Origin of the sequence: Mycobacterium sp. GA-1285, from assembly GCF_001499905.1 — a bacterium.
In the GTDB taxonomy this organism is placed as follows: Bacteria; Actinomycetota; Actinomycetes; order Mycobacteriales; family Mycobacteriaceae; genus Mycobacterium.
On sequence record NZ_LQIS01000034.1, the window covers coordinates 147,297 to 170,222 of the forward strand.

22 protein-coding genes are annotated in these 22,926 nt (G+C 68.0%); 9 read left to right on the forward strand and 13 right to left on the reverse strand.

Annotated features, from left to right (window positions below; all coding sequences use genetic code 11):
• Positions 1 to 85 precede the first annotated feature (85 nt).
• Positions 86 to 250 (forward strand): hypothetical protein, encoded by a 165-nt coding sequence (locus tag AU193_RS23220; protein ID WP_156425254.1) that lies wholly within the window; start codon positions 86 to 88, stop codon positions 248 to 250.
• 58 nt (positions 251 to 308) lie between these two features.
• Positions 309 to 812, forward strand: coding sequence for a hypothetical protein (locus tag AU193_RS16760; RefSeq protein ID WP_064423492.1), 504 nt, complete (start codon positions 309 to 311; stop codon positions 810 to 812).
• Here the strand turns inward: AU193_RS16760 and AU193_RS16765 are convergent.
• Both AU193_RS16765 and pruA read right to left on the reverse strand, forming a co-directional pair.
• Positions 809 to 1,774 carry a proline dehydrogenase family protein gene (locus AU193_RS16765; RefSeq protein ID WP_064423493.1) on the reverse strand — a complete coding sequence of 322 codons (966 nt, stop codon included), beginning with the start codon at positions 1,772 to 1,774 and terminating at the stop codon, positions 809 to 811. The genes AU193_RS16760 and AU193_RS16765 overlap by 4 nt on opposite strands.
• Positions 1,774 to 3,408 (reverse strand): L-glutamate gamma-semialdehyde dehydrogenase, encoded by a 1,635-nt coding sequence (gene pruA / locus AU193_RS16770; RefSeq protein ID WP_064423494.1) that lies wholly within the window; start codon positions 3,406 to 3,408, stop codon positions 1,774 to 1,776. Before pruA ends, AU193_RS16765 begins: the two co-directional genes overlap by 1 nt.
• A 93-nt stretch (positions 3,409 to 3,501) precedes the next feature.
• Here pruA and AU193_RS16775 point away from each other — a divergent pair, with 93 nt between their 5' ends.
• Positions 3,502 to 5,076 (forward strand): CdaR family transcriptional regulator, encoded by a 1,575-nt coding sequence (locus AU193_RS16775; RefSeq protein WP_064423495.1) that lies wholly within the window; start codon positions 3,502 to 3,504, stop codon positions 5,074 to 5,076.
• On the opposite strand, the gene dapC is transcribed toward AU193_RS16775, so the two are convergent.
• Complete coding sequence (gene dapC, locus AU193_RS16780) at positions 5,073 to 6,149, reverse strand: succinyldiaminopimelate transaminase (protein WP_172798342.1); 1,077 nt, start codon at positions 6,147 to 6,149, stop codon at positions 5,073 to 5,075. The genes AU193_RS16775 and dapC overlap by 4 nt on opposite strands.
• A 77-nt stretch (positions 6,150 to 6,226) precedes the next feature.
• A complete protein-coding gene (gene fdxA, locus AU193_RS16785) occupies positions 6,227 to 6,550 on the reverse strand; it encodes a ferredoxin (protein WP_064423497.1) in 324 nt (107 codons plus the stop codon).
• A 309-nt stretch (positions 6,551 to 6,859) separates the two neighbouring features.
• On the opposite strand from fdxA, the gene AU193_RS16790 reads away from it, so the two are divergent.
• Complete coding sequence (locus tag AU193_RS16790; RefSeq protein WP_064423498.1) at positions 6,860 to 7,471, forward strand: DUF1353 domain-containing protein; 612 nt, start codon at positions 6,860 to 6,862, stop codon at positions 7,469 to 7,471.
• Positions 7,472 to 7,475: 4 nt separating this feature from the next.
• Here AU193_RS16790 and AU193_RS16795 read toward each other — a convergent pair whose 3' ends face one another.
• Positions 7,476 to 8,024, reverse strand: a complete 549-nt coding sequence (locus tag AU193_RS16795; RefSeq protein WP_064423499.1) for a YceI family protein — start codon at positions 8,022 to 8,024, stop codon at positions 7,476 to 7,478.
• 261 nt (positions 8,025 to 8,285) lie between these two features.
• On the reverse strand, positions 8,286 to 10,865 hold the full coding sequence (locus AU193_RS16800) for a bifunctional FO biosynthesis protein CofGH (protein WP_082683015.1): 2,580 nt from the start codon (positions 10,863 to 10,865) through the stop codon (positions 8,286 to 8,288).
• Positions 10,866 to 11,206: 341 nt separating this feature from the next.
• Between AU193_RS16800 and AU193_RS16805 the strand changes: the two genes are divergently transcribed.
• Positions 11,207 to 12,295, forward strand: a complete 1,089-nt coding sequence (locus AU193_RS16805; protein ID WP_156425255.1) for a hypothetical protein — start codon at positions 11,207 to 11,209, stop codon at positions 12,293 to 12,295.
• Position 12,296: 1 nt separating this feature from the next.
• Here the strand turns inward: AU193_RS16805 and AU193_RS16810 are convergent, their stop codons facing one another.
• Entirely contained in the window at positions 12,297 to 12,728 is a 432-nt protein-coding gene (locus tag AU193_RS16810; RefSeq protein WP_371259226.1) for a hypothetical protein, read from the reverse strand.
• A 116-nt stretch (positions 12,729 to 12,844) separates the two neighbouring features.
• Complete coding sequence (gene mshB, locus AU193_RS16815) at positions 12,845 to 13,756, reverse strand: N-acetyl-1-D-myo-inositol-2-amino-2-deoxy-alpha-D-glucopyranoside deacetylase (protein ID WP_253867885.1); 912 nt, start codon at positions 13,754 to 13,756, stop codon at positions 12,845 to 12,847.
• Between the two features lie 40 nt (positions 13,757 to 13,796).
• Here mshB and AU193_RS16820 point away from each other — a divergent pair, with 40 nt between their 5' ends.
• Positions 13,797 to 15,029, forward strand: coding sequence for a chloride channel protein (locus AU193_RS16820; protein WP_064423502.1), 1,233 nt, complete (start codon positions 13,797 to 13,799; stop codon positions 15,027 to 15,029).
• Positions 15,030 to 15,033: 4 nt separating this feature from the next.
• Here AU193_RS16820 and AU193_RS16825 read toward each other — a convergent pair whose 3' ends face one another.
• Entirely contained in the window at positions 15,034 to 16,896 is a 1,863-nt protein-coding gene (locus tag AU193_RS16825; RefSeq protein ID WP_172798335.1) for an ABC transporter family substrate-binding protein, read from the reverse strand.
• Positions 16,897 to 16,945: 49 nt separating this feature from the next.
• Complete coding sequence (typA, locus tag AU193_RS16830; RefSeq protein WP_156425256.1) at positions 16,946 to 18,835, reverse strand: translational GTPase TypA; 1,890 nt, start codon at positions 18,833 to 18,835, stop codon at positions 16,946 to 16,948.
• Between the two features lie 55 nt (positions 18,836 to 18,890).
• Between typA and AU193_RS23380 the strand changes: the two genes are divergently transcribed.
• Complete coding sequence (locus AU193_RS23380) at positions 18,891 to 19,061, forward strand: hypothetical protein (RefSeq protein ID WP_172798336.1); 171 nt, start codon at positions 18,891 to 18,893, stop codon at positions 19,059 to 19,061.
• A gap of 79 nt (positions 19,062 to 19,140) precedes the next feature.
• Here AU193_RS23380 and AU193_RS16835 read toward each other — a convergent pair whose 3' ends face one another.
• Both AU193_RS16835 and AU193_RS16840 read right to left on the reverse strand, forming a co-directional pair.
• Entirely contained in the window at positions 19,141 to 20,220 is a 1,080-nt protein-coding gene (locus AU193_RS16835) for a hypothetical protein (RefSeq protein ID WP_064423504.1), read from the reverse strand.
• Positions 20,221 to 20,262: 42 nt separating this feature from the next.
• Positions 20,263 to 20,652: a (deoxy)nucleoside triphosphate pyrophosphohydrolase gene (locus AU193_RS16840; RefSeq protein ID WP_064423604.1), complete on the reverse strand. Its 390-nt coding sequence runs from the start codon at positions 20,650 to 20,652 to the stop codon at positions 20,263 to 20,265.
• 63 nt (positions 20,653 to 20,715) lie between these two features.
• Between AU193_RS16840 and AU193_RS16845 the strand changes: the two genes are divergently transcribed.
• On the forward strand, positions 20,716 to 21,000 hold the full coding sequence (locus AU193_RS16845; RefSeq protein WP_064423505.1) for a 4a-hydroxytetrahydrobiopterin dehydratase: 285 nt from the start codon (positions 20,716 to 20,718) through the stop codon (positions 20,998 to 21,000).
• Here AU193_RS16845 and AU193_RS16850 read toward each other — a convergent pair.
• Positions 20,978 to 22,186, reverse strand: a complete 1,209-nt coding sequence (locus AU193_RS16850) for a mannosyltransferase (RefSeq protein WP_082683017.1) — start codon at positions 22,184 to 22,186, stop codon at positions 20,978 to 20,980. The genes AU193_RS16845 and AU193_RS16850 overlap by 23 nt on opposite strands.
• A 139-nt stretch (positions 22,187 to 22,325) precedes the next feature.
• On the opposite strand from AU193_RS16850, the gene AU193_RS16855 reads away from it, so the two are divergent.
• Positions 22,326 to 22,898: a hypothetical protein gene (locus AU193_RS16855; RefSeq protein ID WP_064423507.1), complete on the forward strand. Its 573-nt coding sequence runs from the start codon at positions 22,326 to 22,328 to the stop codon at positions 22,896 to 22,898.
• The last annotated feature ends 28 nt before the right edge of the window (positions 22,899 to 22,926 follow it).

A 22,926-nucleotide genomic window follows, 5' to 3' on the forward strand; every position in this document is an offset into this window, starting at 1 on the left:
CCGGTGATGGACCGCCGCCCATCGTTCGAACCGTGAGCCGCCCTGGTTCGTATAACAAGTAGGAGCGATCGGAGGAGGTGACACGATGACCGCGCTCTACGGGATGATGGCGATGATGCCGTTGGTGTTCGGCGGCGCCGGCTACTTCCTCGTGTCCTCCGCCGGCCACGGCGAGGGCTGCAACCGTCCACCGCGGCAACCGACCGGATACCACCCCGCGGATCGAGACCAATCCGTGACGGTGTCGTAGCCTTCGGCGAACCGTGTCGCGGGGGTCCGGCGGAATTCGGCTCAGTAGTGTCCACCATATGTCCGCCCGCCCCCTGACCAGTGCGCTGTTGGGGGTGACATGTACTGCGGTGGCGAGTCTTTCGGCTCTGCCCACTGCCGACGCAGCGAATCCCGCGTGGAACGGGCGCTACCAGATCGTCACGTACGCATCGGACAAGATGGGCACCAGCATCACCGCCGCTCAACCCGAACCCGACTTCAGCGCGCAGTACGTGTTGGTGACCGACTGCTCGGCGGGGTTGTGTGTGGCCTCCGTCGTGGACGGGCCGGCGACGAGCAATCCCACTGTCCCCCAGCCGATCCGCTACACCTGGGACGGCGCCCGGTGGCAGTACGCCTACAACTGGCAGTGGGAGTGCTTCCAGGGAGACGGCGTGCCCAGTCGGTACGCCCCGGCTCGGTCGCGGGTGTTCTACGCCCCCGATATCGACGGGCAGTTGTTCGGCACCTGGCACACCGAGATTTTGGCCGGACCGTGCCGCGGCACGGTCCTCATGCCCGTCGCCGCCCGTCCCGTCTAAGCGCCTCGACGTTCGGTCAGCGCCCGCAGGAAGAACACCAGGTTGGCGGGCCGTTCTGCGATCCTGCGCAGGAAGTACCCGTACCACTGGGTGCCGAACGGCACGTACACCCGCACATGGTTGCCCTCGTCGGCCAGCCTGCGCTGCTCGCCATCGCGGATGCCGTACAGCATCTGGTACTCGAAATCGTCTCGGCCCCGGTCACATTCGGCGGCCAGCTCGGGTACGGCCGCGATGACGGCCGGATCGTGCGAGGCCACCATCGGATAGCCGTCTCCTGCCATCAGCACCCGAAGGCAGCGCAGGTAGGAGTCCGCGACGTCGTCTCGGTCACGGTAGGCCACCGACGCCGGTTCGTCGTATGCGCCCTTGCACAGGCGGATTCGCGCCGCAGTGGCGGCGAACTCCCGGCAGTCGGCGTGGGTGCGCTTGAGATGAGCCTGCAAAACGGTTCCGAGCCAGCCGAACTCGGTCCGAAGATCACGCACGATCGACAGCGTCGAGTCGGTCGTGGTGTGGTTCTCGGCGTCCACCGTCACCCACACCCCGATGCGCTGGGCACGCTCGCAGACGGTGTGGGCGTTCTCCAGCGCGGTCTTCTCACCGTCGCGTGCCAACGCCTGCCCCAAGGCCGACAACTTCAACGAGACCTCGAGCGGCCGCACGACGGCCGGTTTCTCGTCACGCTGTGCGAGTCCGTCCAGCAGCGCCAGATACGCGTGCACGTTCTCGGTCGCCGTGTCCGCGTCCGTCACGTCCTCACCGAGGTGGTCGATCGACACGAGGCGACCCGAATCACGCAACAGCACAACGGAGTCGAGCGCATCGTCAACCGTCTCTCCCGGCACGAACCGGTGCACGACATCCCGTGTCACCGGAAGCCGCTCGGCGGTTCTTCGCAAGTGGTCCCGTCGGCCGGCCGCCATGATCGCCGGCCGCGCAACGCGTTCGAAGACTCCCATCACTGCCCCATGTGCGGATAGTTGTGGTCGGTCGGCGGCACGAAGTTCTCCTTGATCGAGCGCGCCGACGTCCACCGCAGCAGGTTCAGCGCCGAACCGGCCTTGTCGTTGGTACCCGATGCCCGCGACCCGCCGAAGGGCTGCTGGCCGACGACTGCGCCGGTCGGCTTGTCGTTGATGTAGAAGTTGCCTGCGGTATGGCGCAGTCGCCGTTCGGCCTGCAGCACGGCCGAGCGGTCGTCGGCGATGACCGCACCGGTCAACGCGTACTTCGCCCCGGTGTCGACGACGTCGAGAATGCGGTCGTATTCGTCGTCCGGGTAGACATGAACCGCCAGGATCGGCCCGAAATACTCGGTGTGGAAGGACTCGTCGGTCGGGTCGTCGGACAGCAGCACGGTCGGGCGGACGAAATAGCCGTCCGTGTCGTCGTATTCGCCGCCGACGGCGATGGTCACGTGGGCGGTCTTGGCTCTCTCGATCGCGTTGACGTTCTTGGCGAACGCTCGGTCGTCGATCAGCGCACCACCGAAGTTCGTCAGGTCGGTCACGTCGCCGTAGCGCAGTTCCTCGGTGGCCGAGAGGAAGTCGTCGCCCATCTGCTGCCACACCGAGCGCGCGATGAACGCCCGCGACGCCGCCGAGCACTTCTGGCCCTGATAGTCGAACGCGCCGCGGATCAGCGCGGTGCGCAACACGTCGGGTCGCGCACTGGCGTGGGCGACGACGAAGTCCTTGCCGCCCGTCTCGCCCACGAGGCGCGGATAGCCGTGGTAGCGGTCGATGTTGTTGCCCACCTCGCGCCACAGATGCTGGAACGTCGTGGTGGACCCGGTGAAGTGAATACCTGCCAGCCGCGGATCGGCCAGCGCCACCTCGGAGACCGCCACGCCGTCCCCGGTGAGCAGGTTGATGACGCCGGGCGGAAGACCGGCCTGCTCCAGCAACTGCATGGTGAGATAGGCCGCGAAGGTCTGGGTGGGCGAGGGCTTCCAGATCACGGTGTTGCCCATCAGAGCAGGCGCGGTGGGCAGGTTACCCGCGATCGCGGTGAAGTTGAACGGCGTGATCGCATAGACGAACCCGTCGAGCGGCCGGTAGTCGGTGCGATTCCAGACCCCGCGCACGCTCATCGGTTGTTGCGCGAGGATTTGACGCGCGAACGAGACGTTGAACCGCCAGAAGTCGATGAGCTCGCAGGCCGCGTCGATCTCGGCCTGGTACGCCGACTTCGACTGACCGAGCATCGTGGCTGCGCAGACCTTTTCGCGCCACGGTCCGGCGAGAAGGTCAGCCGCACGCAGGAAGACCGCGGCGCGTTCGTCGAACGGGGTGGCCTCCCATTGCGCTTTGGCGGCCGTCGCGGCCTCGATGGCGGCGGCGGCGTCGGCGTGAGTGGCGTTGGTGAGCGTGCCCAGCCGCCCAGAGGGATCGGTGTGACGGTGCGGCTGCACGACGTCGATGCGCTCACCGTCGCCCATGCGGTGCCGGCCGCCGATGACGTGTGGCAGGTCGGCGGGGTGGGCGGCGACGGACGTCAGTGCCTCAATGAGCCGGGTGCGGTCACCCGAGCCGGGCGCGTAATCGTGGACCGGCTCGTTGGCCGGAAGGGGCACGTCGGTGATGGCATCCATGACGAAATGATGCTCGGCCGGGACACGTGATCCGATGGCCGATCCGACAATGCCGTCGGCGATCTATAGTCGAATCAGACAAAGGGGCGTCCGATGGAGTCACGAACCGCCGGCCTCGGGCTCGGCCGACTGCTGCTGGCGCTGGACCGAACCATGGTGACGCTGGTGGACGCGCCGCGCGGGCTGGACATGCCCGTCGCCTCGGTCGCGCTGGTCGACGCCGACGATGTCCGGCTGGGTCTGGCCGTCGGGCCCGGTTCCGCGGACCTGTTCTTCCTGCTCGGGGTCGACGACGTGGACGCGGTGCGATGGCTCGAGCGGCAGTTCGAGGGCACCGGCCGCGCGCCCGCGGCGATCTTCGTCAAGGAACCGTCGCCGGCCGCGGTCGAGCGGGCGGTCGCCCTCGGCACCGCGGTGGTGGCCGTCGAACCTCAGGCCCGGTGGGAGTCTCTGTACAAGTTGGTGAACCACGCGTTCGACCATCACGGTGACCATTCCGATCCGCACCACGATCCGGGCACCGATCTGTTCGGGCTGGCCCAGTCGATGGCCGATCGCACCCGCGGCATGATCAGCATCGAGGATGAGGCTTCGCACGTGCTGGCGTATTCGGCATCCAGCTTCGAGGCCGACGAGTTACGCCGGTTGACCATCCTCGGTCGCGCCGGCCCGCCCGAGCACCTGGCCTGGATCGCGCAGTGGGGAATCTTCGACGCCCTGCGTTCGAGCGCTGATGTCGTGCGCGTCGCGGAACGACCGGAGCTGGGGCTGCGACCACGCCTGGCTGTCGGCATCCACCTACCGCTCGCGGATGCCGACCGGTTCGCCGGAACCATTTGGCTGCAACAGGGTTCGGCTCCGCTGGCCGACGATGCCGAGGAGGTGTTGCGCGGCGGCGCGGTATTGGCGGCCCGGATCATGTCGCGGTTGACGGCATCGCCGTCCACTCACACCAGACAGGTTCGAGAACTGCTCGGTCTGTCCGGTGACACCGTCGATATCGCCGCCGTCGCAGGGGAACTCGGTATCCAATCCGACGGTCGGGTCGGGCTCGTCGGGTTCGTCGAGTCCGAGGGCACCACTCCGGCAAGCGTGATCGCCCTCAGCGCCAGTGCCTTTCGGCCCGACGCACAGGTCGCATCGAGTAGTGGGCGGGTTTATGTGCTGCTGCCGAAGATCGGTGCGCCGTCATCGGTGATGTCCTGGGTGCGCGGTGTCGTCGCGACGCTGGACCGCGAACTGGGACTGTCACTGCGGGCGGTCGTCGCGGCCCCGCTGGCCGGGCTGGCGGCAGCTGCGAACGCGCGCACCGAGGTGGACCGGGTCTTCGACAGCGCGCTGCGGCATCCCGGCGCGATCGGGCGTGTCGTGTCGCTCGACGACGCGCGCACCACCGTGCTCCTCGACGAGATCGTGTCGCGGGTCGGCCCGCGCCTCGTCGACCCACGAATTCGTCAACTGCGCGAACAAGACCCGGTGCTCGCCGAGACCCTTGCGGCCTATCTCGACGGGTTCGGCGACATCGCCGCGGTCGCCCAACGGCTGCACGTGCATCCGAACACGGTGCGCTACCGCATCCGTCGTATCGAGAAGCTGTTGCCGGCGTCGCTGAACGATCCCGACGACCGGCTGGTGCTCGCGCTCGGCTTACGCGCGACGGAAACCTAGGCCGTCAGGCGCTGGGCGGCCGCGGCTATCCGTTCGTCGGTCGCGGTCAACGCGATCCGCACATGTTTGGTACCACGGGCGCCGTAGAACTCGCCGGGCGCGACGAGGATGCCGAGCTGTGCGAGCCAGGCGGCGGTGTCGCGGCAAGGCTCACCGCGCGTGGCCCACAGGTACAACCCGGCCTCGGAGTCCTCGACGGTCAACCCGGCCGAACGCACGGCGGGCAGCAGGATCTCGCGCCGTCTTCCATAGCGGGCCCGCTGCTCGCGTTCGTGCTCGTCGTCGTCGAGCGCGGCGACCATCGCACCCTGCACCGGCGAGGGGACCATCATGCCCGCATGCTTGCGGACGGCCAGCAGCTCTCCAACGACGCTGCGGTCGCCGGCGACGAAACCGGCCCGGTATCCGGCCAGCGACGACGTCTTCGACAGCGAATGCACGGCCAGCAACCCGGTGTGGTCGCCGTCGCAGACCGACGGATGCAGCACCGACACCGGTTGGGCGTCCCAGCCCAGCCCGAGGTAGCACTCGTCGGAGGCGACCAGGACACCGCGCTCGCGGGCCCAACCGACCACCTTGCGTAGGTGGTCGACGCCGAGCACCTTGCCAGTTGGGTTGCTCGGCGAGTTCAGGTACACCAGGGCAGGGTTCTGCGGACCGAGTTGTGTCAGGGAATCGGCCCGCACGATCTGTGCGCCGGCCAGCCGCGCCCCGACGTCGTACGTGGGATACGCCAACTCGGGCGCCACCACAGCGTCGCCGGGACCCAACCCCAACAACGTCGGCAACCAGGCGATCAGCTCTTTGGTTCCGATCGCCGGCAGCACGGCGTCGGCCGAAAGACCCGTGATGCCGTAACGCCGCGCCAGCGCGTTCACGGCGGCCTCGCGCAGCGCGGGGGTGCCGGCGGTGGTCGGATAGCCGGGCGAGGCGCTGGCCGCGGCGAGCGCCTCACGGATGATCGGCGCCACCGGGTCCACCGGGGTTCCGACGGACAGGTCGACGATGCCGTCCGGGTGCGCGCGAGCCCGCGCCGTCACGTCGGCCAGGGTGTCCCAGGGGAACGCGGGCAGCGACGCGCTACGGGGCTGTCGCGCGGCTCCGTTGCGCTGTGCGGACGACTGCTTACTGCGCCCTGCGTGAGCCGTTATCAGTCCTCACCTTGCGGCGGCATGCTCTTGACCGGCTCCGGGTCGTTGTCGGTCTGGCCCACCTTCGACGCGCCACCGGGCGAACCCAGTTCGTTGAAGAAGTCGGCGTTGGTCTGCGTGTAGCTACTCCACTGATCGGGCACGTCGTCTTCGTAGTAGATGGCCTCGACGGGGCACACCGGTTCGCAGGCACCGCAGTCGACGCACTCATCCGGGTGGATGTAGAGCATGCGAGCGCCCTCGTAGATGCAGTCGACTGGGCATTCCTCGATACACGCCTTGTCTTTGATGTCGACACAAGGCTCGGCAATGACGTACGTCACCGTGTTCTCCTCAAGGTCTCCTCGATCTCCTGTCCGGTGGGCTGCCGTACGGGGTGGGCATCCAAGCTCGGCGCAAGTATCCGTGGTCGATACCTGGACGATCGTCTCAGTGTGCCCTAACTTCACACGCAACCCGGGTTAGGGGTTGCGTGTGGTTACTGATACTAAACGTTGCACATACAGCTGCCTAGCAGACACCCCTCACCCGCCACTCACCTCTCGCGACGGCGCGTGTTTGTTGCCGAAACGCCGCCGTTCAGCAGCCCTTTGCGCACGCTCGCTGCGCCTCGGCCTTGCTATACCTGCGAGATGGAACGTTGCGTCCCGCCGGCCGACAAGACGGCCGTCCTCCATGTCCGCCAGCTGACCGCGCCGGAACTCGACGCCGTACGCGCCGCCAAGAGGTATTTCAAGGAGAGTGCGTGGGACGAATGGCGCACCACGCAGCCGCTCGGCTTCGAGGGACCGAACAAGCAGTTCGAGGTCGGGCCCGATTTCGCGACCGACCTGGTGTCGGTGCCGGGCGTGGTCGCCTGGTTCGTGCCTCGCGCCGGACGCTATGCGCGTGCGGCCGTCCTGCACGACTACCTGTGGCGCTTTCCCGAGCGCACGGGGTGCGACCGCCGGACCGCCGACTATCGCTTTCGCCTCCAGATGCAGCGCGACGGCGTGAGCCTGCTGCGGCGCTGGATCATCTGGGCGACGGTGCGACTGTCCGCGATTGTGCAGGGCAAAGGAGGTGCCGGATGGTGGAAGGACGTGCCGGGCGCAGTGCTTCTGGTGCTGCTCGTCGCGGCGCCGATCGTCGTTTTGCCCGCCCTTGCGATCCTGGTCTCGACGGTGGTGTTCTGGCTTCTCGAGTCGGCCGTCGCGGTGGTGGTGCCCGACGAGACACCACCACCGCTGCAGCTCAAGACCTGACGGGTCAGGCCTGCTTGAGCGCCTCGATTTCGAGAGTGATGGTGACCTTGTCGCCGACGACGGCGCCGCCGGTCTCGAGCGGCATGTCGATGTCGATGCCGAAGTCTCTACGGTTCAACACAACCGAGGCCTCGAAGCCCGCGACCTCGCCCTGTCCCATACCGGGGTTGACGCCGTTGAACTCGACTTCGAGGGTGATCGGTTTGGTGACGCCCTTGAGTGTGAAGTCGCCGTCCACGAGATAGGTGTCGCCGCTGGGCCGCACACCGGTCGAGGTGAAGGTGGCGATCGGATGCTTTTCGGTGTCGAAGAAGTCGGCCGACTTGAGGTGGCCGTCGCGTTGCTCGTTACGGGTGTTGACGGAGTCGACCTTGATTTCGGCGGTGACCGAGGGGGTGCCGTCCTCGGCGACGGTGATCGCACCGTTGACGTCGTCGAACGTGCCCCGCACCTTGCTCACCATCATGTGGCGTACGGAGAACCCGACGGTCGAGTGCGCGGGGTCGATGGTCCAGGTGCCGACGGAAAGGGGGGTCGTAACAGCGGTGGTCATGCTCGCTTCTCCTTCGTTTCGATTGTCTGACTTGGTCTGTCCTGGTGCCGTCCGATACCGGCGGCACTCCCTTATGTAAACGGACTACGGTCCGCATTTGTTCCCCGCCGCGTCGCCAAGGGCCGCGAGCGACCGTCAAATGCCACGGAAACACGGCGTGTCGGCGATCAGACGCGGTCGCTCGCGGGAAAGGAGCACGCAAGCACGCGCGCTCGCGCGGGAAAGGACCACACAAGCACGCGCGCTCGCGGTAGAAGGGGCTTAGGCGGCGAGGGGGGCGTACGTCGTCGAACGCTGACGCGCCGGGCGGCCGATGCCCTCGGCGATCGAGACCAGTTCCTCGACCGTCTTGTAGGAGCCGAACTCCGAACCGGCCATCCGCGAGATCGTCTCCTCCATCAGCGTGCCGCCGAGGTCGTTGGCGCCGCCGTTGAGCATCACCTGAGTGCGCTCGACGCCGAGCTTGACCCAGCTGGTCTGGATGTTGGAGATCCGGCCGTGCAACATGATCCGCGCGAGTGCGTGCACGGCGCGGTTGTCGCGGTGCGTCGGGCCCGGCCGCGCGCCGCCTGCCAGGTACAGCGGCGAACTCTGATGCACGAACGGCAGGGGGACGAACTCCGTGAAACCGCCTGTCTGGTCCTGGATTTCGCGCAACACCCGCAGGTGGCCGACCCAGTGGCGCGGCTGGTCGACGTGGCCGTACATCATCGTCGAGCTGGACCGCAACCCGACCTCGTGGGCGGTCGTCACGACCTCGATCCACATCGAGGTCGGCAGCTTCCCCTTCGTCAGCACCCAACGCACTTCGTCGTCGAGAATCTCGGCCGCCGTGCCCGGGATGCTGCCGAGCCCCGCCTCACGCAACGACGTCAGCCATTCGCGGATCGACAGGCCGCTGCGGGTGACGCCGTTGGCGATCTCCATCGGCGAGAACGCGTGTACGTGCATCGACGGGACCCGCTTCTTCACCGCGCGCACCAGGTCGGCGTAGCCGGTGACGGGGAGTTCGGGGTCGATGCCGCCCTGCATGCACACCTCGGTGGCGCCCGCGACGTGCGCCTCCCACGCCCGGTCGGCGACCTCGTCGACCGACAGCGAGTACGCGTCGGCGTCACCTTTGCGCTGCGCGAAGGCGCAGAACCGGCAGCCGGTGTAGCAGATGTTGGTGAAGTTGATGTTGCGGTTGACGACGAACGTGACGTCGTCACCGACGGCGTCGCAGCGCAGCGAATCGGCAAGCGCGGCAACGGCATCCAACGCGGGTCCGTCGGCGCACGCCAGCGCCAGGTACTCGTCGTCCGAGAGCCCGGCCGGATCGCGTTCGGCGGTGCGCAAGGCGGTAAGCACGTCGGTGTCGATGCGTTCGGGCGCCCTGGCCGCCAGCTCGGAGATCTTCTCGCGGATCGACTCCCAGTCGCCGAACGCGCTGTCGAGGTCGCTGCGGGTCTCGGTCAGCCGGCCGGTGGCGTCGATCGCCGAATGAAGGTCGGTGCGGCCCAACGACTCCGACGCCTCGTCGGGCTCCTGCCACGGCCGGCCAGTCGGGTTGACGTCCAGGGCGAGGCCGGTGTCGGGGTCGGCCAGCGCGTCGACGTGCCCCCGCACCCGCGGATCGATCCACGCCGCGCCCGCTTGTACGTACTGCGGCTGCGCGGTGAGACGCTGCACCAGGTCGTATCCGGCGTCGGCGGTCACCGCGGCCAACTCGTCGAGCGCCGGCCACGGACGTTCGGGGTTGACATGGTCGGGGGTCAGCGGCGAGACGCCGCCCCAGTCGTCGACCCCCGCGGCCACCAAAGCCAGACACTCATTACGCGACACCAGGTTCGGCGGCGCCTGGACCCGCATCTTGGGTCCCATCACCAGCCGGGTGACCGCGATGGTCGCCAGGAAATCCTCGAAGTCCGCGTCCGGCGATGAGGCCATCGCGGTGTGGTCCTTGGCCCGGAAGTTCTGCACGATCACTTCCTGAAGATGCCCGAACTCCTTGTGCGACCGGCGAATCGCGTGAATGGTCTCGGCCCGCTCGACAAGCGTCTCCCCGATTCCGACGAGCAGGCCCGTGGTGAACGGGATCGACAGCCGACCCGCGTCGGCCAAGGTCCGCAACCGGACGTCGGGATCCTTGTCCGGGCTGCCGTAGTGCGCGGCGCCGCGCGTCTCGAACAGCCGGCGCGACGTGGTCTCGAGCATCATGCCCATCGACGGTGCGACCGGCTTGAGCCGGGACAGCTCCGACCAGCTCATCACGCCCGGGTTCAGGTGCGGCAGCAGCCCGGTATCCTCGAGGACGCGGATCGCCATGGCGCGCACGTAATCGAGCGTCGAGTCGTAGCCACGTTCGTCGAGCCACTGACGGGCCTCGTCCCAGCGGGTCTCGGGGCGGTCACCGAGCGTGAACAAAGCTTCCTTGCAACCCAATTGCGCACCGCGGCGCGCGACGTCGAGGATCTCGTCGGGCTCCATGTACATGCCCTTGCCTTGCGCACGCAGCCGGCCCGGAACGTTGACGAATGTGCAGTAGTGGCAGGTGTCGCGGCACAGGTGCGTGACGGGGATGAACACTTTGCGCGAGTAGCTGACCGGAAGCCGTCCCGAGGCTCCGCGCCGCACTGCCGCCTCGAGTCCGGCGTCGCGCACCCGCGACGCGCTGGCGCACAGGTCGGCGAGGTCGTCGCCGCGGGCGGTCATCGCGATCGCGGCTTCGTCGACGTTGAGCGCCACCCCATCACGTGCGCGTCGCAGCGCCCGCCGCAGTGCCGCAGGACTGGGGTGATCGGGCTTCGGTGGTACCACCGGGTTGGGCAGATCGGCGCCGTGCTGGGGGTTCAGAGCCACTCCCGTATAACCCCGCGCTCGTTGGGGATCATCCGCACGTCTCACTTTCTGAAACATCGGCGCCTGACATATCGGCAACAGTAGTCCGCAGGGGGTATCAGCGGCACGCTGCCGCCGTGTCGTCGCGTCAGCAAACCCGAGTCGACATCTTCCTTACGTATGCGCAAATATTGCGATAGTTTGCTACGGGATGGGGGCGATGGGAGGAAGACGTGAAACGCACTGGACGCTCGATGTTGTGGATGCCAGTGATCGTCATGGCAGTGAGTGCTGTCGTGAGCGCCCCGATACGCCCTGCTCCGCCCGCTTCGCCACCCGAACCGGCGCCCACAGTCCGGTTAGTGGCGTCCGTGCAACCCCCGCCGATGGCGATACGAACCGGGCCCTCAGTTCCCGATCTCGAGCTGCCCGAATTGCTGATCTGGTGGCTGGAACGAATCGTTGTCCCGCCGAGCGCCGGCGCCCCGTTCCCTGAGCCCAGCTTCCCGGACGTCGTCGGAGGCAATTCCATCGACAGCGCGATCAAGAACATCTACAACGCGATCGAACCGTGGGTGGAATGGGGCTTCGACGTGGCCGCATACGCCGTCGGCTGGATCCCCTACGTCGGCTGGCTCGCCCCGCAGATCGAGATCTTCTACAACTTCGGCGAACGCATCGTACGAAGCATCACGTTCAACATCGCCGACTGGCTCGGCGGGAACATCAGCTTCTGGGACGGGCTGGTCCGCGTCGCCGTCGACACCATCAATTCGTTCATCTTCCTCGCCAACGACCAGCTCGCCTTCTGGCTCCCGCCACTGCCGCCGATCCCTCCCATCGGCCCGTTCGCGGCCGAGGCCGCCGAAGCCGGGATACAGCTTTCCGCGCTGGACGAATCGACCCTGCGCGGGGAAACGGAGGGGGACCTGGACGACGGCGCCAAGGACGTCGACGAGACGCTCACCCAGCGTCAGGGCATCGTCCAACAGGGCGTCAGCGAATTCGAGGGCGAGGTCGTCGGCGAACTCTCCGATATCGACGGGGCGCAGATCGAACAGGCGCCGGGGACCGAAAACCTCGAATTCGAGCCCAACGCCGACGGACCGACCGAGGGTGCCGAACGCCAACTCGAACTCGATGGTGAGAAGGAGTTGACGACCACCAGCACGACGGACACCACGGTCACCGTGACAACGGGCGCCGCAACCGTTCAGGCGCAGGGCGAGGTCCGCGCGTCGGCGATTGCCACACCGACCGGCCCGTCGAATGAGCAGAAGCCCGACGGGTCGCTTGCCTTGGATGCAAAGAATGACCTCGAGGAGCTGTCACCCCAGGCGCCATCGACACAGGCGCCATCCTCGAATGACGCGGGTGGCGATCCGAACCCGCAGGCCGATTCGAACCAAGACGCGGCCGACGCGACCGGGTCCACGGCCGGCGCGACGTAGGTCAGGTCTTCTTCACCGCCACCCACAGCACCGCCGCAGGCGGCAGCGTGCCCAGCACGAGGAGCAGCAACGCCGCGTACTCCATCACCCCGGTGCCGCCGAAGATGATGTCGTCACCGGGCCCGCCCAGCGTCATCAGCGCCACGGTCAACAGCCAGCTCCACAACGGAAGGGCGGCAAGACGCGGCGACGAAGTCCAGTGCAGCGCGGCCCACACCAGCGCGGCGTTGACCAGGCCGGCGATCAGCGCGCTGATCGGAAAAGGGGTGGAACCCAGGCGGAGCGGAAGGAACATGGCCGCAGCGATGGCACACAGCACCCCATCGATGGCCAGCAGCGTCAGGACCGCCACGCTGCGAGGCGCGGTGGCAGGAGTGAGAGAGCTCAGGTCGGGATGCTGTCCAGCAAGCCGGTGAGGGAACCGATCACCCACTGCAGGCTGTCAAACCGGTCCTGCCAGTGCTGCAGGTTGGGATCGAGGTCTGGATCCATGTGCCGTCCCTTCGTCGCGCCGCCGACTGCGGGTGAGCTTACTCTCTCTCGGCGCCGCTATCGAAGGTCCAGTCCGGCGAGTAGATCGGTCTCCCAGCCTCGACTGTCGCGTTCACCGGCCGTACCCGCGGCCAGGATGTAGTGCTCGACGGCGCCGACCGGCAGCGCGATGTCGTTGGACAGCGCAAACGAGCGATCGTCGGGGGCGACGTTGATCTGCGTGGCATGTGCGCGCATCGCCGCCACCTTGGCGCTCAGCCGTTCGGGATCCTCGATCACCGCGTCGATCTCGTCGTCGGGGTAGCCGAACGGCACCTCGTCCACGGTCACCCGAGTCCACTCGGCGGGTGCGTCGTCGATCCCGGCGAGTCCCTCGGCGATCGCGCCCTTCGACATCACCGCCCAATACACCTTCGGCACGATCCACGGTTCGCCCGGGAAGTCCGACCCCTGCGCGGCCGCCACGGCGGCCATCGTGACCTCGTGAGTGTGGATGTGGTCGGGATGGCCGTAGCCGCCCTGCGGGTCGTAGGTGACGACGACGTGCGGGCGCAGTTCGCGGATGACCGCGACCAGCGCGCCGACGGACTCGGCGGGATCGGCGTCGATGAACCTTCGGTGATGACGCCGCGGCGTGCCCGCCATCCCCGAGTCGCGCCAACGCCCGGCCCCGCCGAGAAACTCCGGTTCGTCGATGCCCAGCGCGTTGAGGGCCGCGGTCAGCTCGCCGATGCGGTATCCGCCGAGCTGATCGGCCTCGTCGACGGCCAGGTGTGCCCACCGCTCGCCGATCACCTCACCCTCCTCGCCGAGCGTGCACGTGACGACGCGCACGTGCGCACCGCGGGCGACGTAGTGGGCGATCGTCGCGCCCGTCGTGAGGGTCTCGTCGTCGGGATGGGCGTGCACGAACAACAGCCGTCCGGCGGGGGCGTCCAACGTGTCGGGGTCCATCGAGATGGAGTCCATTCGTACCAGCTTGCCCTGCCCGCTGGCATACATTCACGAGGTGTCCCGGCGCACCGTCGAGTTCGGTTGCGCGATCGTCATCATCGGACTGCTCGCGGGCGTCGCGGGTGCGGCCACGACGCTGTTGCTACACGGCGTCGAACACCTCACGTACCACTACTCGTTCGGCACGCTGCTGACCGGCGTCGGTCACAGCAGTCCGGTCCGGCGCGCCCTGGGTCCGATGGTCGGCGGGGCGCTGGCCGGCTGCGGGTGGTGGCTGCTGCGCCAGCGCACCGAGGTCCCGTCGCTGACGGCGGCGATCACCGAACCCCGCCGCCTGCCCCGAACACCGTTGTGCGTCGACGCCGCGCTGCAGGTGCTTCTCGTCGGGTCGGGCGCATCGTTGGGACGCGAGAGCGCGCCTCGCCAGATCGCTGCGGCCCTCGGCGATCTGGGGACGACGCGCCTGACCCTGACGTCCCGCGACCGCGAGATCCTGCTCGCCTGCGCGGTGGGCGCCGGGTTGGGCGCCGTCTACAGCGTGCCGTTGGGCGGCGCCCTGTTCACCGCGAGCATCCTGCTCAAGACGTGGCATCCGCGCGCCGTCGGCGCGGCGCTGATCACGTCGAGCCTCGCCGTCGCGGTGGCCGCCCCGGTCACGCGGCTCGAGCATCCGTTGACGTGGCCGGATTTCGAGCTGTCGCCTCTGTTCGCGTTTCTGGCCGTGACCATTTCGCCGCTCGCGGCCGTCATCGGGCTGGCGTTCGCGCGGGTCATGTCCGCCGCGCGCCCGCGGGTGCAGAGGCGGTCGTGGGTGCTGGTTCCCGCGGTCGCCGCGGCCGGCCTGGCGACAGGTGTGTGTTCGATCTGGTGGCCCGAGTTGCCCGGCAACGGCAGGAGCATCCTGACGGTCAGCGTGAACAGCTCGCTCACCCTTGGGCAAGCGGCCATGCTTCTGCTGCTCAAACCGCTTCTCACCGCGGTGTTCCTTCACGCAGGCGCGGTCGGCGGGCTGATCACCCCGGCCTTGGCGACGGGCGCGGCGGCCGGGTCGCTCGTCGCGCTCGCGCTCAATGAATGGGCGGATACGAACCTTCACGGCTCCGCGCTGTCGCTGACGTGCGCGGCCGGTGTGCTGGCGATCACCCAGCGGTCACCGGCGTTCGCGGCGCTGTTCGTATGGGAGCTCGCTCATCCGCCCTACTGGCTGCTGGTGGTGTTCGCCATCGCGGCGTTCGCCGCGCACGGTCTGCGTGTCCTGCGCGACAAGCGGGTCGCCGCCGCCGGTTGAGGTGCTACTGCTTGGTCTTCACCCATTCACCGGCGTCGCCGACGATGCCGACCGGAACGGCGCCGGACAGGCTGACGTTCTGGACGCTGGGGCCCGACGCCACGATCGTGGTGTCCTGCAGGATCGGCAGCACCGTCGCCATGTTCCAGAGGCGCGGTTCGACGGCCGCGATGACGTCGGCGATGTCTTCGCGGCCGTCGAGCGCGGCGTCGATCTTGGGCTGGATGCTGCGATCGCAGATCCCGGTGATGTTGCTCGGCGCCTGGACCAGCTCGACCGAATCGGGATCGGGGCGCGGGCTCGGCGTCGTGGCGGTGGGCGTGGGCCGCGTCGTGGTTGGCGTCGGGGTGTCGGGAACCGTCGTCCTGGGGCCCGGTTGGGCGGTCGCCACCGGCGTCGCCTCCAGCGCCCGGCAGCCGTAGCGCGACGCGAGCGATGTGGCAAGATCCCCGCCCGCGCGGTTCCAGCCGACCACGGCGTCGACGCGATTGTTGGGCAACGCATCGGCGTACAGAGCCACCGGATCGAGCGCCGACACCGACGCCGCGATGCCGACGTTGCGCAATTGGTCGGCGGCGGTATTGGCCACGGCCACCGACGTCGGGTCGTTGGCGGCCACCCCGATCACCAACGACAACGGCTCACCGTCCCTGGCGATGCGTCCGCGGTCACCATCCGGGGGTGGGTGCCCGGGCGTGGGCGGTGCACTGGTCACGACCGGTTCCAACTCGTAACCCGAGTCGGCGAGTAACCCGAGCGCATCCTCCTTGGCCATCGCGGGCGGTGCGGTGGGGACGTAACCGGGGTCCGACGGTGAGCGCACCTGAGCCTGCGCCAACGTCACCGTGTTGTCGTCGCCTGCGCCCACCGCGGCGAGAAGGTCGACGTCGAGTAGGCCCAGGATCGCCTCGCGCACTTGCGGATCCCGCAGCGCGGGCTGCTGGGCTCGCAGGCTCAACCGCATGACGCGCGGCGTGACGATCCGCGCCGTGCGCACGTCGGGGATCGCGGAGAGCTGGGCGAACACGGCCGACCCGCCGTGCACCTGGGCGACCTGCGTGTCACCGTTGCGGATCGAATCGGCCAGCGCCGCCGAGTCGCCGCCCCGCCGGAACAACACCTGATCCGGTTTCGCGGGAGGGCCCCAGTACCGATCGTTGCGGGCCAGCAGGATCTCGTCGCGCTGCGGGTCGATGTTCTCGACGCGGAACTGACCGCCCGTCACGGGCAGGGCCCGCGCCAGGCCCGCGGCGAATCCGCCCGGCACGTCCTTGACGATGTGAGCCGGCAGGATGTCGTTGAACAACTCGCGCCACGCCGGATACGGCTGAGAGAACGTCACGACCGCGGTCTTGCCGCCTTCGACCGATTGCACGCCGGTGATCAGGTCGTAGCCCGCCGGATCGACGACTCCGGGTTGGCTGACCATCTGCTGCCACAGATACCAGTAGTCGTCGGCGGCGATGGGCGCGTTGTCGGTCCACGACGCCTCGGGGCGGATCTTGTAGGTAACCGTGAACGGATCTTGGCTCGTCACCTCGGCCGACTCCAACAACGTGGGGTCGAGCTCCCACCGCGACCCGGTCGGGGTTTTCGGATCGGCGATCGGCCGGAAGGAACTGGGCAGCACCAGCGAGCTGATCGCCGCGTTCACGGGCGACTGATCGGACAGCAGATGCGGATTGAAACCCGGACCGATCCAGTCGATCGCCATGATGATCTGAGTCGCCTTCAACGGAGGAGGTGGCGGCGGCTGCAGCGTGTCGGTGCTCTGCGGCGCGGGCGGGGGGCTGACGGTGCAGGCCGCCACCAGTGTCACCATCGCGGACAACGTGGCGATGACGCGTCGGGGGCCGGGCACGCCCAACAGGGTATCGGGCAGCCGTGGTACGCCCGCTCGATCGGCGGCCGCCGGTTCAGCCGCGGGCCTTCGCGCGGGCCTTGGCCCTGGCGCGCAGGCTCGCATTCAGCTCCACCTTGCGCACGCGGACCACCTCGGGGGTGACCTCGACACATTCGTCCTCGGCGCAGAACTCCATGGCTTGCTCGAGGGTCAGTTCCAGCGGCCGGGCCAGCGTTTCGATGACGTCGGCCGTTGAGCTGCGCATGTTGGTGAGCTTCTTCTCGCGGGTGACGTTGACGTCGAGATCCTCGGCGCGCGGGTTGATGCCGACGACCTGACCTTCGTAGGTGTCCTGGCCGGGCTCGACGAAGAACTGGCCGCGGTCGGCGAGCTGGATCATCGCGAACGGCGTGATCTGACCGCTGCGGTCGGAGACCAGCGAGCCGCTGTGGCGGGCGCGGATCTCCCCCGCCCACGGCCGGTAGCCGTCGAAGACGGCGTTGGCGATGCCGGTGCCGCGGGTGATGGTCAGGAAGTCGGTGCGAAAGCCGATGAGCCCGCGGCTCGGCACGACGAAGTCCATCCGCACCCAGCCGGCGGCGTGGTTGGTCATGTCCTCCATGCGCCCCTTGCGTGCGGCCATCAGCTGCGTGATGGCGCCGACGAACTCCTCGGGACAGTCGATGGTCATCGCCTCGTACGGCTCGTGCAGCTTGCCGTCGATGGTGCGCGTGACCACCTGCGGCTTGCCGACGGTCAGCTCGAATCCCTCGCGGCGCATCTGCTCGACGAGCACGGCCAGCGCCAGTTCGCCGCGGCCCTGCACCTCCCACGCGTCCGGCCTGCCAATGTCGACGACCTTGATCGACACGTTGCCGACCAGTTCGGAGTCCAGGCGATTGCGCACCATCCGCGCGGTGAGCTTGTGGCCGGGGACCTTGCCCGCCAGCGGTGAGGTGTTGGTGCCGATGGTGACGGAGATGGCCGGCTCGTCGACGGTGATGCGAGGCAGCGCGTGCGCGTGGTCCGGGTCTGCCAAGGTGTCGCCGATCATGATCTCGGGCATGCCGGCGACCGCGACGATGTCACCGGCGATCGCCTCCTCCGTGGGGTTGCGTTCGACGCCCACGGTCGCCAGCAGTTCGGTGATCTTGGCGTTCGTGACGACCGGTACGCCGTCGACCTCGCGCATCCACGCAATCTGCTGGCCCTTGCGCAGCTTGCCGTTGTAGATGCGGACCAGCGCCAGCCGGCCCAGGAACGCCGAGGCGTCGAGGTTGGTGACCAGCGCCTGCAGCGGGGCCTCGGGGTCGCCGCTGGGCGGCGGGATGTGCTCCATCAGCACGTCGAACAGCGGGTCGAGGTTGGTGCCGTCCGGGTTGTCGCCGTTGGCGGGCTCGGTGGTGCTGGCGATGCCGGCCCGACCGGACGCGTACAGCGTCGGCAGCCCGAGCGCCTCCTCGGCGGCCTTCTGCGCGTCCTCGTCGAGGTCCGACGCGACGTCGAGAAGCAGATCGTGACTCTCGGAGACGACCTCGCTGATCCGCGCGTCCGGGCGGTCGGTCTTGTTGACCACGAGGATGACGGGCAAATGGGCGGCCAACGCCTTGCGGAGCACGAAACGGGTCTGCGGCAGTGGGCCCTCCGACGCGTCGACCAGCAGCAGCACACCGTCGACCATGGACAGGCCGCGTTCGACTTCGCCGCCGAAGTCGGCGTGCCCGGGGGTGTCGATGACATTAATGACGGTCACGCCGCCGTCGGCGTGGTGGCGGTGCACGGCGGTGTTCTTGGCGAGGATCGTGATGCCCTTCTCGCGTTCGAGGTCACCGGAATCCATGATGCGTTCGGTGGCGTCGTCACCGCGGTGGGTCAGGGCACCGGACTGGCGGAGCATGGCGTCGACCAGCGTCGTCTTCCCGTGGTCGACGTGTGCCACGATGGCGACGTTGCGAAAATCCACCTCGAGATTGTCGCAGCGCGGTCGGCCAATCACGAAAACGAGAGATGCCCGTCACTTGAAATCCAGCAAGCTCGCCGACCTCAAGCCGAAGAAGAGATGCTGCCGGAGCACGCCGCGCTGCAAACGCTGCCCGGTCGTCGTCCACCAGGTGCGCAAGGCCGAACGCAACGGCATCCGCGGCAAGGATCTGGTGAAGGTGCACAAGCGGGCCCGCCGGACCCGCTGACCGCTGAATCGGTCGCACCGAACGTGCGCCTGTTGCGAAACGAGCGGCGATTTCTCGCACTGAGCGCACGCCCGCCGCGTCACGGGTAGGACAGCAGCACCAACACCCGCCCGCCGGGCGGCGGGTCGGGGAAATCGCTTTCGTCAAAGCCGTAGTACTCGCGCTGCGTCTCGGTGATGTGGTCGATCACCCGGCCTTGCGTGTGAATCTCGTTGTCCCGGACGTCCTTCATGACGCCGACGAAGTCGCGCACCGACAGCGACTCGGCCAGCAGCAGCGCTTCGCCACCGGACGGAAGACCCACGCGCACACCGGCTCCGGAGAAGTTGTTGCCGCCGCGGCCGGTCCCTCGCGGCGCCCAGTACACAGGGTCGCTAGCGACAGCACCGTCGACGCGCCGGTACTGACCCACGGCGTCGAGGCCGTCCGCAACGGTCACGACGGGCAGCTTGTCGATGGTGCGCAGTTGACCCCACCACATGTACGCCAGCGGAAGTCCGACGATCGCGTACACCATCACGATCAGCATGATCAGCGGCTTCCACGCCATCTCCCAAGCCAGTCGGCGTTCGGGAACTCCTTGCGCGGCAGCATGATCGCCCACTTCGCGTCGACCGAACCGGAAGACATACCAGCTCAGCAATCGCGCCACGGCCATGAGCGCCAGCACGATGAGCCCGACGACGCCTGCGACCCGCCAATAGAAGGTGCTGTCGCCGTGGTTGATCGTCATCAGCACCATCACGGCCGGGACGGGCGCGGTGAGAAGAAGCAACAGTGAATACGAGGGATGACTTGTCAGGTATTCGTATTCGACGCGCCACGCCGGGTTTCCGCCGAACACGGTGATATCGCCGACGTCGGCGCGCACCATCGGTGTCCACGAGCCCTGTCTCACCCGCGGCCGCACGAGGCTGCGAAAGAAAAAGAAACCACAGACCAGCGAGACGACCAAAGCGCCCCAGAACACACCCGGCATCGACTCGCCGGTGCCCGGCACGCCGAACGCACCGCGGATGTCGATGACCTTGGCGATGAAGAAGGTCAGCGGAATCGCGAAGAAGAACTCGACGAGCCACATCTGCACCAGTTGTGGAATGCGCGAGCCGATCCGGTCAAACGCGAGGACTCCTCGCCAGAGGAACCGCAGGACGCGCATGGACGGCAAGAATATGTGAGCGCGAACCCCTCGGCGGGCGAACTACATCGTCAATGCCCGACGGAGTTCGGCCAGCCACGCCCGATCTGCGGGTACCCAGGCGACGTCCTCGAGTTCGCCGGCGGTGATCCAGCGCAGCGCGCGGTGGTCGTTGGGGTGCAGGGTCCCGCCGGTCTGGGTGACGCGGTAGGCACGCAGGATCGTCGTCGGAGTGAGGACGACGTCCTTCCCGAGGCGGGGGCCGACGTCCACCATGACGCCCAGCTCCTCGTGCAGTTCGCGTGCCAGCGCGGCTTGCTCCGTCTCACCGGTCGCCACCTTGCCGCCGGGCAGTTCCCACAATCCGGCGAGTTCCGGTGGCCGGTCGCGCTGCGCGACGAGCAGCGCGGCCTCGCTTATGAGCGCACCGGCGACGACGATCTGGTTCGACATCTGGTTCGACATCCGGTTCGACATCTGGTTCGACACTGCGGCTGACGGTATACGGTCGAGGACATGGCTGTGTTAACGGACGAACAAGTGGACGCCGCACTGCCCGATCTGCCCGGCTGGGAGCGCGTCGACGGTGCCCTGCGCCGCTCGATCAAGTTCCCCGCCTTCCTCGACGGCATCGACGCTGTGCGCCGGGTCGGCGAGCACGCGGAAGCCAAGGATCACCATCCGGATATCGACATCCGTTGGCGGACAGTCACTTTCGCGTTGGTAACGCACTCCGAGGGCGGCATCACCGACAAGGACCTGGAGATGGCCAAGGACATCAACGAGATCGTCGGCCAGTAAAGCCAGTAGAGGCGATCCACGCCAGCGTCGCCAGCGTGGCGACGATGTAGACCAACCCGGCCCACGCCAGATACCACGGTCGTGGGATCACCCAGATCGTCGGCTGCGCGAAGCTCAGCAGCCAGGGCACCCCGATCAGGGTCAGGACGAGCCAACCCCAGCCCAACACCCGCGCGCCCCGCCGGGCGCTCAGCGGTCCGTGCAGCAGCCAGATCATCAGCGGGACAAGCCACACCCAGTGATGTGTCCACGAAATCGGCGACAACAGCAGGCCGAACAACTGCACGACGACGATCGCACCCAGCCTGTCCGAAGCGCCGCCGATCGCCCGCCACGCCAGGACCGCCAGCACCGCCGTCACCGCGATGCCTGCCACGACGGCAGGCCCGTAACCCGCGTCGTGCCCGAGGATCCGCGAAATCCCGCCGCGCCACGACTGGTTGAACGACGTGCCGACCGGGCCGACACGATCGGCGTCACCGAGCAGTTCGGTGAAATACCGCCGGGTCTCGTCACCGATCACCAGGGCCGAAATCCCCACGGTCGCAAGGAATACGACCGCCGAGAAGACGACCGCACCCCATCGGCGCGCACCAAGCAAGTACAGCCCGGAGACCGCAGGCGTCAGTTTCAACCCCGCCGCGGCCCCGATCAGCAGGCCGGACAGCCACCACCGCGTGCTGTACACCGCGTAGAGAACCGCGAGCACGAGCACCACGTTGATCTGTCCATAGTCGAAGGTGCTGCGCAGCGGTTCGAGCCAGATGCCGACCGCCGTCCACAGCATCGCGACCGGCCGATCGCCGGACCCCAGCAACCGCTGACTGATGCGCACGACGCCGTACAGGGCGGCGATGATCCCGAGTTGCCACAACAGCGCGACGAGGCCGAACGGCAGCAGGTGAAGCGGATAGAACACCACGGCGGCGAACGGCGGATAGGTGAACGGCAGCGGGAAGTCCGGTGTCTGGTCGGCGTAGACGTAGTCGTAGAGCGCGCCGGGCTGGTCCAGCGTGCCGGCGCCCCCGACGTAGACGTGCAAGTCGACGAAGTTCGCACCGTTGGGCAACAGATAAGTCCAAGCCAGTCGCGCCGCGATACTCATCACCAACAGCACCGGCGCCGCAGCGGCCAGTCGGGCGGCCCTTCGCGGCGTTGACGGGGCGGCGCTTGTCGAGGTGTCTATCCGCCTGACTCTATCGGCCGGTCACCGAAACCCCTCGCTTGCGTAACGGTTGAATCACTGCCACACGTGTCACTTGAGTCACACCAGTAACTCCGTAGCTTCGGGCGAAGGCGTGCCGACACAACTGATTGGGAGAACCATGTACAGCACTGGAAAACTGTTCGCGACCACCATGTTCGCCGCTGCGGGAGCGGTCTCAGCCGCGCTTGCGCTGAGCGCCACCGCCACCGCCCAGCCCGCGGCGCCGGCTCCCGCACCCAGCGTGCCCGGCTTGCCGCTCATCCAACAGTTGGCGTCGAACCCGGCCGCCGCGACGCAGCTCATGCAGGGCGTCACGTCGCTGCTGAACAATGCTCAGGCCCCGGCCGCCCCGGCCGCGACGCCTCCGTCGGCCACGGCGACGGTCACCCTTCCGCAGACCCCGTCGACGCTGCCCGGTATGCCCGCGGCACCGGCGGCTCCCGCGGCAGCGCCCGCGTCCGCGCCGGCCAACCCGGCCAACCTGCTGTCCAACCTGCCGACCGGGCTGGCCTCGCTGCTGCCTGAGGGGACTCCACTGACGGGCCTTCTGCCTGCCGCGGCGCAGGCGGCCACGCCGTCAGCCGCCGCCCCGGCCGCCGCCGCTGCCCCGGCCGCCACGCCTGCCGCCGCCGCACCTGCCGCCGGCGCGGGGATGGCGCCGCTGCTGATACCGCTGTCGGCTCTTCCGTGATCCCCGCGGCGACGCCGAACCCACTGGC